This window comes from Rhizobium sp. 05N49 (assembly GCF_056396805.1).
Genome location: NZ_JBFTME010000009.1, coordinates 307,821 through 324,526, shown reverse-complemented (window position 1 = coordinate 324,526; position 16,706 = coordinate 307,821). Strand labels below are relative to the sequence as shown.

Annotated in this window: 14 protein-coding genes and 1 tRNA gene; 6 read left to right on the top strand and 9 right to left on the bottom strand. The window is 59.8% G+C overall.

Features of this window, described 5'->3' with window-relative positions; translation table 11 throughout:
* The first annotated feature begins 37 nt into the window (after positions 1 to 37).
* The 4 genes from AC1DF8_RS20285 to AC1DF8_RS20270 all read left to right on the top strand — a co-directional run bounded on the left by AC1DF8_RS20285 (position 38) and on the right by AC1DF8_RS20270 (position 2,560).
* Positions 38 to 114, top strand: a tRNA-Met gene (locus tag AC1DF8_RS20285).
* Positions 115 to 487: 373 nt separating this feature from the next.
* A complete protein-coding gene (locus AC1DF8_RS20280; RefSeq protein ID WP_478154626.1) occupies positions 488 to 1,294 on the top strand; it encodes a cysteine rich repeat-containing protein in 807 nt (268 codons plus the stop codon).
* A gap of 154 nt (positions 1,295 to 1,448) precedes the next feature.
* Complete coding sequence (locus AC1DF8_RS20275) at positions 1,449 to 2,234, top strand: DUF2092 domain-containing protein (RefSeq protein ID WP_112968664.1); 786 nt, start codon at positions 1,449 to 1,451, stop codon at positions 2,232 to 2,234.
* Positions 2,231 to 2,560 carry a hypothetical protein gene (locus AC1DF8_RS20270; RefSeq protein WP_112968665.1) on the top strand — a complete coding sequence of 110 codons (330 nt, stop codon included), beginning with the start codon at positions 2,231 to 2,233 and terminating at the stop codon, positions 2,558 to 2,560. Before AC1DF8_RS20275 ends, AC1DF8_RS20270 begins: the two co-directional genes overlap by 4 nt.
* A 13-nt stretch (positions 2,561 to 2,573) precedes the next feature.
* Here the strand turns inward: AC1DF8_RS20270 and AC1DF8_RS20265 are convergent, their stop codons facing one another.
* From AC1DF8_RS20265 to AC1DF8_RS20230, 8 genes are all read right to left on the bottom strand, one after another.
* The gene (locus AC1DF8_RS20265; protein WP_478154624.1) at positions 2,574 to 5,741 is read right to left on the bottom strand and encodes an efflux RND transporter permease subunit; all 3,168 of its coding nucleotides are present in this window, start codon (positions 5,739 to 5,741) and stop codon (positions 2,574 to 2,576) included.
* Positions 5,742 to 5,782: 41 nt separating this feature from the next.
* Positions 5,783 to 6,982 (bottom strand): efflux RND transporter periplasmic adaptor subunit, encoded by a 1,200-nt coding sequence (locus AC1DF8_RS20260; RefSeq protein ID WP_478154623.1) that lies wholly within the window; start codon positions 6,980 to 6,982, stop codon positions 5,783 to 5,785.
* Positions 6,983 to 7,184: 202 nt separating this feature from the next.
* On the bottom strand, positions 7,185 to 8,318 hold the full coding sequence (locus AC1DF8_RS20255; protein ID WP_478154621.1) for a calcium:cation antiporter: 1,134 nt from the start codon (positions 8,316 to 8,318) through the stop codon (positions 7,185 to 7,187).
* A gap of 148 nt (positions 8,319 to 8,466) precedes the next feature.
* Positions 8,467 to 8,817: a ribbon-helix-helix domain-containing protein gene (locus AC1DF8_RS20250; RefSeq protein ID WP_478154619.1), complete on the bottom strand. Its 351-nt coding sequence runs from the start codon at positions 8,815 to 8,817 to the stop codon at positions 8,467 to 8,469.
* A 108-nt stretch (positions 8,818 to 8,925) separates the two neighbouring features.
* Positions 8,926 to 9,522, bottom strand: a complete 597-nt coding sequence (locus AC1DF8_RS20245; protein ID WP_112544466.1) for a DJ-1/PfpI family protein — start codon at positions 9,520 to 9,522, stop codon at positions 8,926 to 8,928.
* A gap of 87 nt (positions 9,523 to 9,609) precedes the next feature.
* Positions 9,610 to 10,005, bottom strand: a complete 396-nt coding sequence (locus tag AC1DF8_RS20240; protein WP_112544465.1) for a DUF779 domain-containing protein — start codon at positions 10,003 to 10,005, stop codon at positions 9,610 to 9,612.
* A gap of 73 nt (positions 10,006 to 10,078) precedes the next feature.
* Complete coding sequence (gene adh / locus AC1DF8_RS20235; RefSeq protein WP_112544464.1) at positions 10,079 to 11,587, bottom strand: aldehyde dehydrogenase; 1,509 nt, start codon at positions 11,585 to 11,587, stop codon at positions 10,079 to 10,081.
* Positions 11,588 to 11,755: 168 nt separating this feature from the next.
* Positions 11,756 to 12,715: a helix-turn-helix domain-containing protein gene (locus AC1DF8_RS20230; RefSeq protein ID WP_478154616.1), complete on the bottom strand. Its 960-nt coding sequence runs from the start codon at positions 12,713 to 12,715 to the stop codon at positions 11,756 to 11,758.
* Between the two features lie 412 nt (positions 12,716 to 13,127).
* Here AC1DF8_RS20230 and msrB point away from each other — a divergent pair, with 412 nt between their 5' ends.
* Both msrB and AC1DF8_RS20220 read left to right on the top strand, forming a co-directional pair.
* A complete protein-coding gene (gene msrB, locus AC1DF8_RS20225) occupies positions 13,128 to 13,616 on the top strand; it encodes a peptide-methionine (R)-S-oxide reductase MsrB (protein WP_112544462.1) in 489 nt (162 codons plus the stop codon).
* Between the two features lie 16 nt (positions 13,617 to 13,632).
* The gene (locus tag AC1DF8_RS20220; RefSeq protein ID WP_478154614.1) at positions 13,633 to 15,501 is read left to right on the top strand and encodes a cytochrome c biogenesis protein DipZ; all 1,869 of its coding nucleotides are present in this window, start codon (positions 13,633 to 13,635) and stop codon (positions 15,499 to 15,501) included.
* On the opposite strand, the gene AC1DF8_RS20215 is transcribed toward AC1DF8_RS20220, so the two are convergent.
* Complete coding sequence (locus tag AC1DF8_RS20215; RefSeq protein ID WP_478154612.1) at positions 15,488 to 16,699, bottom strand: TIGR03862 family flavoprotein; 1,212 nt, start codon at positions 16,697 to 16,699, stop codon at positions 15,488 to 15,490. The genes AC1DF8_RS20220 and AC1DF8_RS20215 overlap by 14 nt on opposite strands.
* Positions 16,700 to 16,706: the final 7 nt, after the last annotated feature.

Here is a 16,706-nt window from a genome sequence, read left to right as displayed (position 1 = left end):
GAAATACGATATTTTGCCTTAGGCAAAAATCGGATAACGCGGGGTGGAGCAGCCCGGTAGCTCGTCAGGCTCATAACCTGAAGGCCGCAGGTTCAAATCCTGCCCCCGCAACCAAACATATAGCCCGCATCCAAGCGGGCTTTTTTTGTTTGATAACACGGCGAGGTTCAACGCCTCGAAAGCCGCCAAAACGCCCAAAGCTCCCAAAGCCGACGCGGCGAAACCAAAATCTCCCCTCACTTCCATCTCGTCTAAATATCCCGGCGCGGATATTTCCGATGCTTCGATACATCTTAAGCACAGTCAGCTAATCGCATCCGGATATTCGGGTCTACTATCAAAATTTCGAATGTGCTAAAGTAAATCCGCGTGGCGCTTTAAATTTCTGCGCACGGATTTCAATTGGTTTTTCGAAGTCTGCTGTCTCGTTCAGCCGGAGTACTTCTTTTCATGCCGTAAATCGATGAACTTTCCAGGGAGGGGAACAATGCGGATATATGCATCTTCTCGATCGGCAATACCACGCAGGGGGCGTTGGTTTCAGTTCGGGTTATCGATATCAAGCGTCATCTGCGCGGCCTGTCTTCTGACCGGGGTTGCCGTTGCACAGGCGCCGACCGAAGAGCAGCGCAATGAGATCCGGGCAGCATGCCGTTCGGATTTCATCGCACAGTGTTCAGGGGTCCAGCCGGGCGGTATCGAGGCGCTGACCTGCCTGCAGCAACATGATTCCACGCTTTCCGCAGCCTGCCGCAAGGCAGTCTCCGCCGTCAGCGCCAAGCCGAAATCGACATCCGCGGAGCCATCTCAGACGGCGCCTGCGACTGCAGGGGCGGCCACCGCGGCACCAGCAGCCGGCACCCAAGCGGCGGCTCAGCCGACCGACGCACAGCGCAACGCCGTCAAGTCAGCTTGCCGCTCCGATTTTATGGCGCAATGCTCCGGAGTGACTCCGGGAGGTGCCGCGGCACTCTCCTGCCTGCAGCAGCATAGTGCCCGCCTGTCGGCGCCTTGCCAGCAGGCCGTTGCGGCGATGGGTGCGGCGGGCGCGCCCGCAGCCGGTGCGGGTGCAGGTGCCGCAACGGCAGCCACACCGCCGGCAACCCGGCCGGCTGCGATGCCTGTCTTCTCTCCCCGCGAGGAAGTGATGATCGTGCGCGAGACTTGCGGGCCGGACTTCCGAGCTTTCTGCCGCATGGTGCCGATCGGCGGCGGGCGGGTGATCGAGTGCCTGCGGGACAATCTGCAGCGCGTGTCGCCAGCCTGTCACAGGGTGCTGACCTCGGGCCTGTAGCGGCCTTCCAATTCCTATCCGGTTTCGCCGGGAATGCCTGAGCCGTCAGGCATTCTCCTGACGGTTCCGCTCAGCCGTTTCGAGATCGTCGCAGTACGATCCGAAATCTCCGCATCCGATGAATTCAATGACGACACAAATGAAAGGCAGTGCCATGTCATCGACTTCTCTATCGCGATTGAAACGAATACTGAGCTATTCCGCTGTTGCCGTCGGCCTTGTACTGCCGACCCATGCATGGGCGGATGATGCAAAAGATCTTCTGAAGGCCATGTCCGATTTTCTGGTGGCGCAGAAGAGCATATCCTTCAACTACCAATCATCACTCGAGGCTGTGACCCCGGACTTCGAGAAACTGCAATTCGTCAGTTCGGGTACAGCCAATATCACCCGTCCCGACAAACTGCGTGTTACGCGGACCGGAGGCTTTGCCGATATCGATGTCAGCTTCGACGGTTCGACGCTGACCGTGCATGGCAAGAACCTCGATGCCTATGCGAAGGTCGATGGCAAGGGCTCGCTTGATGATCTGATCGACAGGCTCGCCGATGCTGGCGTGGAAGCACCAGGCGCCGATCTGCTCTCGTCTCACGTCTATGACATCTTGATGTCCGACGTGACCGAGGCCAAGCACATTTCCAGCGCCTTCGTCGACGGTGTGGAATGCGAATATCTGGCTTTCCGCACACCAGAACTCGACTGGCAGATCTGGATACAGACGGGTTCGCAGCCGATACCGCGGCGCTATGTAATCACCAGCAAACACGTCGTCCAGGCGCCGCAATATACGCTCGAGATCAGCAACTTCAAAAGCGGGGCGGATGTCGCCGCCACCTCCTACAATATCGACATCCCAGCCAATGCGAAAACCGTGGATCTGAGTGAACTTCAATCGATCGATGAGCTTCCGGCGCCCGCCGTTACAGGAGATATGCAATGATCCGCAGCAAGCTCTTTTTCGCTCTGTGCCTCGCCGGCGTGATGGTCTTCACCGATTTTCGCCTGGAAGGAGAAGGCCCGCTACCGCTGTCGATCGGCTTCGCCACGCCGGCGGAGGCGGTCATCGGCCGTCCCTTGACGCCGCTCTCCTATGCCGGAGTGGCGCGTCGCACCACCCGCCGGGTAGTCCGGCGCACGGCGACGACGATCGCCGTGCTGCCTCCAGGCTGCATCTATGGCCCTTATTATGGCGGCTATTATTATCGCTGCGGCGGCCTCTACTATGCCAAGAGCGGTGGCGTCTATGTTCAGGTGATCGTGCAATAGGCTGTTTGCGAGCCTATTGTGCCGTCATTTCAGTATCGGTTACAGCAGGCGCTTTACCGCGGCGCCTTCTGAACTCTTCAAGGCTCTGCAGCACGACGTAGAAGGAAGGAACGAACAAAACGGCAAGGCAGGTCGATGCGATCATGCCGCTGAAGACCGATATGCCGATCGACTTGCGGGCAGATGCGCCAGCTCCCGTCGCGAGGACAAGCGGCAGGACGCCGAGAATGAAGGCGAAGGATGTCATGAGGATCGGTCGGAAGCGCAGGCGGGCAGCCTCAACGGCTGCTTCGAGGATTTCCATGCCTTCCTCTCGCTTTTCTCGGGCGTATTCGACGATGAGAATGGCATTCTTCGATGCCAAAGCGATCAAAAGGATCAGGCCGATCTGGGTGTAGAGGTTGTTGGCGACGCCCGCCGCCATCAACGCGCCGACGGTGCCGAGCAGGGCAAGCGGGACAGCCAGCAATACGGCGAGCGGCAGGATCCAGCTTTCATATTGACCCGCGAGCACGAAGTAGACGAGCAGCATGCCGAGCGCGAAGATATAGTAGATCTGTCCGCCGACCGCCTTTTCCTGATAGGAGAGCGCCGTCCACTCATAGCCGGTTCCCGTTGGTAAGGTCTGGTCGGCAATCTGCTCCATGACATCGAGTGCCTGGCCGGAGCTGAAGCCGGTCGCAGGCCCGCCGACGATCGTTGCTGATGGGTAGAGGTTGTAGAGGCTGATCAGGGAGGGGCCTTCCATCGGCTTGATGTCGACGACGGTTCCGAGCGGCACCATCGTGCCATCCCCGGCCTTGACCTCCAGATTGCGGATATCGTCAGGGCTGACGCGGAATTCCGGAGATGCCTGGGCGTAGACCTGGAACGTGCGGCCAAACTTGTTGAACTGTGTCACGTAGCTCGATCCGACGTAGCCCGAGAGCGCAGAGAAAACCTGTCCGACCGTGACGCCCAATGTCTCGGCCTTGATACGGTCGACCACGATCTCGAGCTGCGGCACATTCGAGCGGAACGACGTACTCAGCCTTTGCAGCGATGACTGGGCTTCGCCATTTTTCACAATCGTATCGGTAAGCGACTGCAACAGTGCATAGTCGGAAACACCATTCTTGAGTTCCACTTGCATCGTGAAGCCGCTGGCATTGCCGACGCCCTGAATCGGCGGCGGTACGATCACCAGGGTTTTCGCGACCAATACGCTTTGCAGCGCGCCATTCAGATGCTGGTAGATGGACAGAAGATCCTGCCCCTTTTCCTTGAGTCGTTCGTCCCAGTCTTTCAGCACGACATAGGCTACGCCGGCGTTTTGAAGGCTGGCATTGTTGTCGAGAACGGATATGCCGCTGATCGTCAGGACCTGATCGACGCCCGGCGTCTCCTGGGCGATCTTGCCGACCTCCGCCATGACGGCGTCGGTGCGCTCCTTGGAGGCGCCATCGGGCAGTTGCGCGCCAATCAGTACGTAGCCTTGATCCTCGATCGGCAGGAACGCGCTCGGCACGCGTGTCAGCCCCCAGACAGCTACTCCCATCAGCGCCAACGCCAGAATAGCCATGACCGCGGCGTGGCGCGTCATCGAGCTGATCAGCCGGACGTATCCGCGTTCACCCCAGTCGTAGATCCTGTTGAAACCGCGATATACGAAGTTGCGCTTCTCGGGAGGCACCGGCGTGCGCAGCCACAGGGCGCACTGCGTCGGCTTCAGCGTCACGGCGTTGATGGCGCTGATTAGCGCGGTGGCTGCGATCACGAGAGCAAATTGGCGGTAAAGCTGGCCCGTCAGCCCCGGCAAGAAAGCGGCTGGAATGAAAACCGCCATCAGCACCAGTGTGATACCGATCACGGGACCGAGCAGTTCGTCCATTGCCTTTTCAGCGGCCTTACGGCCGGTCATGCCCGCCTCGATATGTCTCGCCACACCCTCGACAATGACGATGGCGTCATCAACGACGATGCCGATGGCGAGAACGATTGCAAAGAGAGTGGAGAGGTTGACCGTGAAGCCCATGGCCGCCATCGCGGCAAAGGCGCCGATGATGGTGACAGGAACAGTGGTCGCCGGAACGAGCATGGCTCGCCAGTCCTGCAGGAACAGCAGAATGACGATGAGAACGAGAACGCCTGCCTCGATCAGCGTGACATAGACTTCGTCGATCGAGGCCTTGACGAATTTCGTGGTATCGAAGGGAAGATGATATTCGAGGCCCGGCGGGAAGGCCTTCGCCAGTTCCGCCATCTTCACATCGACTGCCTGGGCCACAGCAATGGCGTTTGCTTCCGGCAATTGGGAGATCCCGATGCCCGCAGCCGGTCGGCCATTCTGCATGAAGGTCTGGCTATAGGTCTGCGCACCCAGTTCGACCCGGCCGATATCGCGGATGCGCGTTACCCGGCCGCCGTCTGAGCCGTCGACCTTGACGATAATGTTTTCGTAGTCAGCAGCATCGTTCAGCCGGCCATTGATGTTCAGCGTGTATTGGAATGTCTGCCCCTGGGGTACCGGCGGAATACCGATCTGGCCAGCCGTGACCTCCTGGCTCTGCTGCTGCACGACATTGACGATATCCTGTGGTGTCAGCCCGCGGGCCTGTAGCAGGTTCGGATCCATCCAGATGCGCATGGCATATTGGCCGGCGCCGAAGACCGTGACATTGCCGACGCCGGGCAGGCGGGCAAGTTCGTTCTGGAGGTTGATGACCGCATAATTGGAGAGGAACAGGTTGTCATAGCGGCTGTCCGGTGAGGTCAGGGTGACAAAGCCGAGGATGGCGGTCGATTTCTTCTGGGTGCTGACGCCTTGGACCTGCACCGCCTGTGGAAGCGACGACATGGCAATCGCGACGCGGTTCTGCACGAGGACCTGTGCCTGGTCGGGATCCGTTCCAATCGCGAAGGTCACGGTGAGCGAATAGGTGCCGTCACTTGCGCTCGTGGACTGCATATAGAGCATGTCCTGCACGCCGTTGACCTGCTGCTCGATCGGCAGCGCGACCGTATCGACGAGCGTCTTGGCGCTGGCGCCCGGGAAGCGGGTCGTCACCTGCACGGTCGGTGGAACGACATTCGGATATTGCGCGACCGGCAATTGGAAGAGAGCCACCGCACCGATGAGAACAAAAACCAAGGCCAGAACATTGGCGAGCACCGGCCGTTCGATGAAGAAGCGCGAGATCATGCTGTTGCCCTTGGACGTTCGGATGAGGCGTTGCGGCGAAATTACTGCGTCGTCGTCGTAGCCTTTGCATCGGTGCCGGCCGCCGCCGATTGCGGTTTCATGTCGATTTTCTCAGGCGCAGCCTTGCTCCCGGGGATCGCCTGCTGGATGCCCTGGACGACGACCCAGTCAGCGGGTTCGAGGCCGGATTCGATGACGCGGAGACCGCCTTCGCGCTGACCCGTCTTCACCTGCTTCTGCTCGACCGTATCGTCCTTGCCGAGAACGAGCAGATAGCTGCCGAGCTGGTTGGTGGCGATCGCATCGTCGCGCACGAGCAGCGCTTTTTCGTTCCGGCCGATCGGCACGCGAACGCGCACGAAGAAGCCAGGCAACATGGCTTTGTCCTTGTTGTCGAACAGAGCCCGGACCTGAAGCGTGCCGGTCGATGCATCGAGTTGCGGCGAGACGTAGTCGAGATGTCCCTTATGTGGGTAGCCTTCTTCGGATTGCAGGCCGAGTTCGGCTGGGATGCTCGGCAGATCCGTCTGCTTGAAGGTACGTCCCTGCTTTCTCAACATATCCTTGATCAGCAGCACCTGGGTTTCACTGACGTTGAAATAGGCATAGATCGGGTCCGTCTGGACAATGCTGGCGAGCTTGGTGGGGCCTGAGACGCCGACGAGCGTGCCGATATCGACAAGGTGGTCGGTCACCGTGCCATCGAAGGGTGCAATCACTTCGGTATAGCCAAGATTGATCGTTGCGAGTTCGACATTGGCCTGGGCATTGAGGATTTGCGCATTGGCTTCGTCGAGCGTCGCCTTGGCGCTGTCGACGGCTGTCTGCGTCGTGACCTGCTGCTTCATCAGATTGACCTGACGATCGTACTCCTGCTTGGCACCAACCTGGGATGCCTGTTGCGATGCGAGGGATGCCTTGGCCTGATCAAGCTGGGCCTGATAGGTGTCGCGCTCGATTCCGAAGAGCTTGGTTCCCTTCGTTACTGTCGTGCCATCCTGATAATCGATCGACTGAAGATAACCCTGGACGCGCGCTTCGATATCGACAGAGTTCAGCGGCGCAGTATTGCCCGTGAGTTCGAAATAGAGGGTGACGGGCTCCTGGACTGGTTGTGCAACACGGACGGCCGGCGGCGGAGGCGGGACGTAGGTATTGCTGCTTCCATCGCAGGCAGCGAGCGCTGCCATGCCGATGAGTGTCACAGAAATCTGCAGGCCCCGATGCAATCCCTCACGCATTCTTGCTGCCCCGATGATCTATGTGTCCCGGTCGTCATGCGTGCCCTGGTGGCGGCCCCATCAGTCGCCAAGTGTTTCAGGCATGCGGTACTATGTCGCGGAATCGTCCGAAATTGCAATAGCTTATGGCATGCAATTTAGCTGTGTCTAAACGATTGATGACTCCGCATTCCTATCGTGGTTCAGTCTGGATATTTTCCATTCATTGCTGAGTAATGAGCAGTACGTAGGCGATGAACAGCACCAGGTGAACTGCGCCCTGCATGAGATTGGTGCGGCCGCTTGAAAAGGTAATGATGCTGACGGTAATTGTCAGAGCGAACATGACGAGATCCGGACCCTCAAGCCCTAGTGTGACGGGGTGCCCGTAGAAGTGGCTGATAGCGAGCATGGCCGGTACTGTCAGGCCGATCGTCGACAGGACTGAGCCGAGGAAGATGTTGATGGCGCGCTGCAGGTGGTTGGCGACGGAAGCGCGCACGGCGCTGATCGCCTCAGGTGTCGCGACAAGCACAGCCATGATCACGCCGCCGAATGCCGCCGGTGCATGCAGGGTTTCGATCACATAGTCGATCGGCTTGGCAAGCTGTTCAACCAGGAAGACCACCGGCCCCATGTAGGCGAGCAGCAGAACGGCATGATGCCATACCCCCCGGTGGGGCCGAATGCCGACTGCGCGCCGCTCAAGATTGTTGCCGTCTTCGGCGAAGTAGCGCTGGTGACGGCCGGACTGCAGCAGGAGAAATATGCTGTAGAGACCAATCGAGACGATACCGAGAAACATCTGCCGCGCGGCCGTGGGGTGCGGACCATCCGGGCCGGCGAGGAAAGTCGGCATGACGAGGCCAAGGGTTGCGAGCGGCACGATCACCCCAAGATAGGCATTGGCGCCATGCAGATTGTGCTGCTGATCTTCCCGCCGCCAGGCGCCAAAGAGCAGCGACAGGCCCACCATGCCGTTCAGGATGATCATGACCACCGCAAACAGCGTGTCGCGTGCGAGTGTTGGATTATTTTCCCCATGCAGCATGACAGCCGAGATCGCCATCACTTCGATCGAGGTAATCGCAAGGGTCAGGATGAGGGTCCCATAGGGCTCGCGAAGCTGCTCTGCCAGATGATCCGCATGGCGAACGACCGACAGGGCGGAGCCTAGAACGACAGCGAAAAGCCAGAAAAAAATGACGACGAACCAGAATGGCTCGGCAATCCGGGCGAAGATCGGATCGGGGAAAGCGAGGAAAATCAGGCTGGTCGCGGCGCTGACGCCAATGAACCATTCCTCGCGTGCCAGGCTCGTTATGCTTAAGGGATGCAGGGCGGGGCTGTCAGTCATCGGCACCACCGCCAGCCACGGAATGCCGTCGCTTCACAACCGCGATCACTGTCATTTTCCCCTCCGCCTCCCAACTGGCCGGCTGATTGTCTCACGCAGAGGGGCAACGCGCCTATCTAAAAATCATCGCTGCGGGCTCAGGGCGAATTTAATGATACTTCCGCTTCTCCCGCCCCAGAATTTCCGGGGCGTTGAGGCCGGCAATCGGCCTTGAGAGATCGGCGGGGATATCGCCCGCGAGCTGGAGATCCAGATAGCGGGCGCAGCAGACGCGGAGGAAGGAGGTGAAGTTGCCGAGATCATGGCCGGCGTCGATCGACTCGTGGTGCAGTCTGGTTATCAGCTGGACCACGTTCATGCCGTCGCGGGCGGCAATTTCCTCGAGTTTCGACCAGAAGAAATTCTCCAGTCGCACACTGGTCACCATGCTGTCGATACGCAGCGACCGGGTGGTGCTTTCCCAGAGCCGGGCATCCGCCTTGATAAACAGTTCACACATCACGTCCTCCCGCCGGTCCATTTAAAGCGTGCCGCGATGCCACGCTTTAAGGCTTTGATTTTGCATGTCGTTATCGCAAAACCGCTGCGCACTTTTGCGCGACATGCTTTAGGCGGCGTTGGTCTCCAGGACCGTTGCAGCATCAAGCACCGTCATGAACTGGCGCAGCCACGAGGGATGGGCCGGCCAGGCCGGTGCAGTGACGAGATTACCATCGGAAACAGCATCAGTGATGGCAATATCGGCATAGGTGCCGCCGGCAAACTCGACTTCCGGGCGGCAGGCGGGATAGGCCGAGCAGGTGCGGCCCTTGAGCACACCGGCGGCCGCCAGAAGCTGGGCGCCGTGGCAGATGGCAGCGACCGGCTTGTTGGCATCGAAGAAATGCCTGACAGCCTTGATGACTTCGGGGTTGAGGCGGAGATATTCCGGCGCGCGGCCGCCCGGGATGACGAGCGCATCGTAATCTTCGGCTCGCACGCTTTCGAAGGTGGCGTTCAGCGCAAAATTATGACCGCGCTTTTCGGAATAGGTCTGGTCGCCTTCGAAATCATGGATAGCGGTGGCGACCGTCTGGCCGGCTGTCTTGCCGGGGCAGACGGCGTGGACCGTGTAGCCGCAGGCAAGCAGTGTCTGGAACGGCACCATCGTTTCGTAATCTTCAGTGAAATCGCCTGTGATCATCAGGATTTTGGACGCTGGCATTTCTTCCTCCTCTAAAAACCAACAGATGGACTTTAACAAAGGATCGCGGGCCGCGGGTACTAAGGGAATACTACACCGGGCTCCTGCTCAGGTCGTCTCGCGGGTCATGGCAGCGGGAATGGCGCAGGCCTCGCCGCCGCCGAACATGCGCGAGCGCGTGAGGAAGCGTTTCTCGCGGCCATTATCGAGCGAAAACATGCCGCCGCGCCCGGGTACGACATCGATGATGAGTTGGGTATGCTTCCAGGCCTCGAATTGACTGGCGCTGATATAGACAGGAACGCCGCCGATTTCGCCGAGTTTCACATCCTGGTCGCCAACGATGAAATCATCCGTCGGGTAACACATGGGCGATGAGCCGTCGCAGCAGCCGCCGGACTGATGGAAGAGGACATCAGGGTAGTCCCTTTGAATTTCCTTGATGAGGTCGAGCGCCGCATCGGTTGCGAGTACACGCGGTTCGCCATTGACCATCTGTTCCATGATTGCCTCCTCCAAGACAATGCCTCCTCCCCGTCAAGGGAGGAGGCTCGATGATAGCACAATCGACTGCTTCTCAGAAGAAACCAAGTTTCTTGGGGCTGTAGCTGACCAGCATATTCTTGGTCTGCTGGTAGTGGTCGAGCATCATCTTGTGCGTTTCACGGCCGATGCCGGATTGCTTGTAGCCACCAAAGGCCGCGTGGGCTGGATAGGCGTGATAGCAATTGGTCCAGACGCGGCCGGCCTGGATTTCCCGGCCGAAGCGATAGGCTCGGTTGGCGTCGCGGGTCCAGACACCAGCGCCGAGACCGTAAAGCGTGTCATTGGCGATCTCGAGTGCTTCCTTCTCATCCTTGAAGGTGGTGACCGAGACGACCGGGCCGAAGATCTCTTCCTGGAACACACGCATCTTGTTGTGGCCCTTGAAGATGGTCGGCTTGATGTAATAGCCGTCAGACAGTTCGCCGCCGAGATCGTTGCGCGAGCCGCCGGCCAGCACCTGTGCGCCTTCCTGCTTACCGATATCGAGATAGGCGAGGATCTTTTCCATCTGCTCGGTGGAGGCCTGAGCGCCGATCATCGTTGCCGGATCGAGCGGGTTGCCCTGCTTGATTGCCTCGACGCGCTTGACGGCCCGTTCCATGAAGCGGTCATAGATCGATTCCTGGACGAGAGCGCGGCTCGGGCAGGTGCAGACTTCGCCCTGGTTCAGCGCAAACATGGCGAAACCTTCGAGCGCCTTGTCGAAGAAATCGTCGTCTTCGGCCGCCACGTCTGCAAAGAAGATATTGGGCGACTTGCCGCCGAGTTCCAGCGTGACCGGAATGAGGTTCTGGCTGGCATATTGCATGATGAGGCGGCCTGTCGTCGTCTCGCCGGTGAAGGCGATCTTGGCGATGCGTGGGCTGGAGGCGAGCGGCTTGCCGGCTTCGAGACCAAAGCCATTGACGATGTTGAGGACGCCGGGCGGCAGCAGATCGCCGACGAGTTCTGCCCAGAGAAGCAGGGAGGCGGGTGTCTGTTCGGCCGGTTTGATAACGACGCAGTTGCCGGCGGCAAGGGCCGGCGCCAGCTTCCAGGTCGCCATCAGGATCGGGAAGTTCCAGGGAATGATCTGGCCGACGACGCCGAGCGGTTCATGGAAATGATAGGCAACCGTGTCATGGTCGATTTCGCCGATCGTGCCTTCCTGGGCCCGTATGCAGGAGGCGAAATAGCGGAAATGATCGATGGCGAGCGGAATGTCGGCCGCCATGGTCTCGCGGATCGGCTTGCCGTTGTCCCAGGTTTCAGCCTGAGCCAGAAGCTCCAGCTTGTCTTCCATGCGCTGGGCGATCTTCATGAGAATGTTGGAGCGCTCGGTGGCGGAGGTGCGGCCCCATTTTTCCTTCGCGGCATGGGCGGCATCGAGTGCTGCATTGATGTCCTTTTCATCGGAGCGAGGGATTTCGCAGAGTTTGCCGCCGGTGACGGGCGTGACGTTGTCGAAATATTTGCCGCCGATCGGCTCACGCCACTCGCCGCCGATATAGTTGCCGTATTTCAGCTTGAACGGCGACTCGACGATTTTCTGATGAAGCATGTCATCCTCCCTTGATGAACAGGTTCCGGATCGAACCAGTGGGAGGAAATCTGTGTCGCTTTGGCTCGATAGAACAGGGCGGCTTGCCAATACCGCACCGCACAGTGTCGCAGAGTTGCGACAGGTTTCGGCGTCACCACGAGATTGTGACCGAACCCTTGCTCGATATTAGTGGAGGTCGAGTTTCTTCATCTTCCGGTGCAGTGTTGCACGGCTGATGCCGAGAGCCGCAGCGGCCTGGGAGACATTGCCGTGGGTGCGGGAAAGTGCCCGCAGCAGCGCCGCTTTCTCGGCCTCGGCCATTTCTTTTTCCTGCGAAACATGGCCTTCATGCAGGGCGTCGGAGGCGGGAAGGCCGGCAGCGATGCGCACGTCATCCAGCTTAAGGACGAGGCGGGCGGCGCGTGTGGCGCCGAGAACGAGATCATGCCGATCGACTGCCAGCAATGCGTTCGCGGAATTGGCGCCGGCCGGCACCATGACGAAGCGTGCACCGGCAAAGGCGGAGCGGAAGAGATTGAGCTCGATGCGCATCGCCGCATCCCGCACGGCTTGCGAGAGGATGCTCAGCGTCATTTCGTTGACGTCATCGCGGCAGGTGGAGATGTCGAGGGCAGCGGCCAGCAGGCCGCGGTGATCGCGGATCGGGGCCGTGGTGCAGCTGAGCTTGATGTTGGAGCAGTAAAAATGCTGATCGCGAAAGACAGCGACTGCACGATCATCGGCCAGCGCAGTACCGATGCCATTGGTGCCGATGCTGGCTTCCGTCCATACCGAACCGGTCCATAGACCAAGATCATGAAATTCCTTGTCATTGCCGACGGCGCCGCGGCGTTCCAGCGCAATGCCGTTGCGATCGGTCAGGAGCAGGCAGCAGCCGGCCTTGCCGACCGTTGCAAAAAGCCGGTCGAGTTCGTCGCGCGCATCGGCGATCAACTGATCCGATCGCTCCCGGGCGACGCTGAATTCCTGTTCGGTAAGACGTAGAGGCGCGCGCTTATCTTCGGGAGCAAGCTGATACATGGTCATGCAGCGGCGCCAGGAGGCGACGATTGGAGAGCTGGCCGCAGCTGAATTTTGCTGGGCGCACGTATAGACATGTTCCGCATGCGCGGATTGTTCGTGCATTGAGGCTCCTCCCACGGAACTTGCGCATACTCTGATGTAAATGCGGCGGCTTTGCAATCAGCGGGCATGACGGCAGATTGCATGGATCGAATTTGCGTTGCCGCGAGTGGCGCATTTCTGAAACAGTTGTGCCGGGCCTGGTGACCATCATGCTCGCGATAATATGACCGCTCATCCGCTTGCTCGGCCTCGCTTTACGGCATAGCGTCGTATTTATTTGGATATAACGATCCGGGATGGCGCCTTCTCACTTTTGCGTGTCCCCATGGGCGACTGCGTAACAAAACACTGCTTGGCTCCGTAGTTCTCGGCGTGGACAAAAGATCGGCATGGCGGGAATAAAACCTGCCGATCGTTGTCTACTGAATGAAAGTGCCTGTCGCAGATGCTGTAGACATAGGAGAGCGACGCGATGCTGAACAGACGATTGCTGCTGATCACTGCGGGACTTGGCGCCTTCGCCCTGCGCTTGGGTTTCGGCAGCCAAGCCATGGCGAAGGAAACCTTTGCCGTTAGCCATACAGACGAAGAGTGGAAGAAGCTGCTGACTGCGGATCAATATTCGGTACTGCGGCAGGAGGGAACGGAATATCCCTTCACTAGCCCGCTGCTGCACGAGGAGCGCAAGGGCAATTTCGCCTGTGCGGGCTGTGATCAGGAAGCCTTTTCATCGACTACGAAATTCGACAGCGGCACAGGCTGGCCGAGTTTCTGGGCGCCGCTCAATGACAAGGTCGTCGGCACGACGCGCGATACATCCTTCGGCATGGTGCGCGATGCCGTCCATTGCGGACGCTGCGGCGGGCATCTTGGCCACGTCTTTAACGACGGGCCGAAGCCGACCGGCTTGCGCTACTGCTTGAACGGCGTGGCCATGACATTCCACCCGGCTTCTGCCTGATCGACGGGACACTCGGATGCTTCTCTTCGTCCTTGCCTATCTCGGTGGGGTGCTGACGATCGTCAGCCCCTGCATCCTGCCAGTGCTGCCGTTCGTTTTCGCCCGTGCCGGCCAACCTTTCCTGCGCAGCACATTGCCGATGATGCTCGGCATGGCGGCGACATTCGCTGGAGTCGCGACCCTCGCTGCTGTCGGCGGCGGATGGGCCGTGCAAGCCAATGAATATGGCCGCTATGTCGCGATCGTGCTGCTTGCCGTTTTTGGCGTCATTCTGCTTTTCCCGGCGCTGTCGGATTACCTGACGCGACCGCTCGTTTCGCTCGGTGCGCGTCTGTCGCAGTCTGCCGATCAAAACACACGCAGTGGCGGCTCGGCCGTTGCCGCTTCGCTGTTGCTCGGCGTCGCGACCGGGCTGCTTTGGGCACCCTGCGCCGGGCCGGTTCTAGGCCTCATACTAACGGGTGCGGCGCTGCAGGGCGCGAATGTCGGAACGACGCTTTTGCTGCTTGCCTATGCGCTGGGGGCTGCGACCTCGCTTGCACTGGCACTCCTCATTGGCGGCAAGGTCTATCAGGCGATGAAGCGTTCGCTTGGCGTCGGCGAATGGCTGCGGCGTGGCGTGGGTGTTGCGGTTCTCACGGCTGTCGTGGCGATTGCACTCGGCCTTGATACCGGCTTCCTGACGCAGGCTTCGCTTGCCAGCACCAATGCCCTGGAGCAGGGTCTGGTCGACAAGTTCCATCAGCAACAGACGGCTGACAATGCCGGTGGCTCGATGAAGTCGGTGTTAATGCCGGCTGGTGGCGGGGGCTCGATGTCGATGACCGCCAACAACCAGATGATGATGACCGGCAATCCCGCCACGATGAGCGGTAACACCATGATGATGGCGATGAAGCCAAAGGGTGCTGCCGAACAGCTGCCGGTCGAAGGCCTGATGCCGCCGCTCGATGGCGCGGTGCAATGGCTGAATTCCACGCCGCTGACGGTGGAGCAGCTGAAGGGCAAGGTCGTCCTCGTCGATTTCTGGACCTATTCCTGCATCAACTGCCTGCGTGCCATCCCCTATGTCAAAGCCTGGGCGGAGAAGTACAAAGACCAGGGCCTCGTCGTCATCGGCGTGCATTCGCCGGAATTCGCCTTCGAGAAGAACGTCGACAATGTGAAGAAGGCGATCTCCGATCTCGGCATCACCTATCCTGTTGCTGTCGATAACAACTATGCGATCTGGCGGGCCTTCGACAACGAATATTGGCCGGCGCATTATTTCATCGATGCGAAAGGGCAGGTCCGCCACCATCATTTCGGCGAGGGCGATTACGATCAGTCCGAACGGATAATCCAGCAATTGCTGGCCGAAGCCGGCAAGACCGGTGTTTCCAGTGATATCGTGGATGTGAAGGCAACCGGTGCCGAAGCCGCTTCCGATGCTGCCAATGTGCAATCGCCGGAAACCTATGTCGGCTATCAGCGCTCAGAAAACTTTGTCGACGACAAGGGCACGGTCAACGATGCCGCTCATAACTATGTCGCCGCGACGCCTAAGCTCAACGAATGGGGTCTGACTGGCAACTGGACCGTCGGGTCCGAACAGGCAACGTTGAATGCTGCCGACGGTACTATCTATTACCGCTTCCATGCCCGCGATCTGCATCTGGTTCTCGGTCCAGGCGCAGATGGCAAGCCGGTGCGCTTCAAGGTGACGGTCGATGGCAAGGCGCCCGACGATGGTCACGGCGCGGACACGGATGCCGACGGCAATGGCACGGTGACGGGGCAGCGCCTCTATCAGTTGGTGCGCGAAGCCGGACCGGTCGGCGACCACACGTTCGAGATCCATTTCCTCGATCCCGGCGTGCAGGCTTTCGCCTTCACCTTCGGCTGAGCCAGGCCTCGATGCCTTTTGCTGCGGACCGGCCCGTTGCGAAACAGGCAGTCAGCAGATAGCCGCCTGTCGGTGCCTCCCAATCCAGCATCTCTCCGGCCGCGAACATGCCGGGGAGATGTTTCAGCATGTAGGTTTCGTCGACCTCGCTGAAGGCGATGCCGCCTGCAGAGGATATGGCCTCGGCGATGGGGTGTGGGCGCAGCAATGGGATAGCCAGCGACTTGATGGCGGCAGCGAGTTTGTGCGGATCGTTGCGATCGGTCTCCGGCATCAGTTCACGCAGAAGTGCCGCCTTCACACCATCGAGGCCGGCACCTTTGCGCAGGCGATTGGAAAAGCTCATCTTGGCATCCTGCCGGGTCAGATCGCGAGACAGGCGATCTGCGGTGCGGCCCGGGGCAAGGTCGATTATCAGGTTTGCCTTCCCATGTGACAGCAGGTCATCACGCAAATCGGCCGAATGCGCATAGATGAGGCTGCCTTCGATGCCGTGCTTGCTGATGACGAATTCGCCCGGAAATGTCCCGGCGCGTGATGTTGCCGTCACGGATTTCAGCGGCTCTCCGGCGAAGCGATCGCGGAAGATCTCGCTCCAGGCGACATCGAAGCCGCAATTGGCCGGTTGAAACGGTGCGATCGCCACCCCGCGCTCGGCGAGCAATGACACCCAGCCGGCATCGGAGCCGAGGCGCGGATAGCTGGCGCCGCCGAGTGCGAGCAGGGTTGCATCGCAGGATATGGTCTTGTGGCCGTCAGGCGCTTCGAAATTATGGCCGTCTTCTGCGAACCCGATCCAACGATGGCGGGTGAAGAAGCTGACGCCGCGGGCTTCCAGCCGGGCGAGCCAGGCGCGCAGCAGCGGCGAGGCCTTCATCACGTTGGGGAAGACGCGGCCGGACGAGCCTACGAAGGTCTCGGTGCCGAGGCCCGCTGCCCAGGCGCGGATATCGGCTGGGGTGAAGGCGTCGAGGGCTGCGCGCAGGCGGGGATTGGCGTTGCCGAAGCGGGTGGCGAAGCGCTCGTAGTCTTCGGAATGGGTGATGTTGAGTCCGGATTTGCCAGCGAGCAGGAACTTGCGCGCAAAAGTCGGCATCGCATCATAGACGGAAACGGCATGGCCGCTTGCCGACAGCACTTCGGCTGCCGAAAGGCCGGAGGGGCCGCCGCCGATGATCGCGATTTTCTTCTGTTTCATTGCGCCT

Bases quoted from the DNA above. Each gene is read 5' to 3' on its own strand.
- AC1DF8_RS20230 (WP_478154616.1), bottom strand. From the start codon at position 12,715: ATGCACGAACAATCCGCGCATGCGGAACATGTCTATACGTGCGCCCAG.
- AC1DF8_RS20245 (WP_112544466.1), bottom strand. From the start codon at position 9,522: ATGCCAGCGTCCAAAATCCTGATGATCACAGGCGATTTCACTGAAGAT.
- AC1DF8_RS20265 (WP_478154624.1), bottom strand. From the start codon at position 5,741: ATGATCTCGCGCTTCTTCATCGAACGGCCGGTGCTCGCCAATGTTCTG.
- AC1DF8_RS20220 (WP_478154614.1), top strand. From the start codon at position 13,633: ATGCTTCTCTTCGTCCTTGCCTATCTCGGTGGGGTGCTGACGATCGTC.
- AC1DF8_RS20260 (WP_478154623.1), bottom strand. From the start codon at position 6,982: ATGCGTGAGGGATTGCATCGGGGCCTGCAGATTTCTGTGACACTCATC.
- AC1DF8_RS20215 (WP_478154612.1), bottom strand. From the start codon at position 16,699: ATGAAACAGAAGAAAATCGCGATCATCGGCGGCGGCCCCTCCGGCCTT.
- AC1DF8_RS20250 (WP_478154619.1), bottom strand. From the start codon at position 8,817: ATGTGTGAACTGTTTATCAAGGCGGATGCCCGGCTCTGGGAAAGCACC.
- AC1DF8_RS20240 (WP_112544465.1), bottom strand. From the start codon at position 10,005: ATGGAACAGATGGTCAATGGCGAACCGCGTGTACTCGCAACCGATGCG.
- msrB (WP_112544462.1), top strand. From the start codon at position 13,128: ATGCTGAACAGACGATTGCTGCTGATCACTGCGGGACTTGGCGCCTTC.
- AC1DF8_RS20255 (WP_478154621.1), bottom strand. From the start codon at position 8,318: ATGACTGACAGCCCCGCCCTGCATCCCTTAAGCATAACGAGCCTGGCA.
- AC1DF8_RS20280 (WP_478154626.1), top strand. From the start codon at position 488: ATGCGGATATATGCATCTTCTCGATCGGCAATACCACGCAGGGGGCGT.
- adh (WP_112544464.1), bottom strand. From the start codon at position 11,587: ATGCTTCATCAGAAAATCGTCGAGTCGCCGTTCAAGCTGAAATACGGC.
- AC1DF8_RS20270 (WP_112968665.1), top strand. From the start codon at position 2,231: ATGATCCGCAGCAAGCTCTTTTTCGCTCTGTGCCTCGCCGGCGTGATG.
- AC1DF8_RS20275 (WP_112968664.1), top strand. From the start codon at position 1,449: ATGTCATCGACTTCTCTATCGCGATTGAAACGAATACTGAGCTATTCC.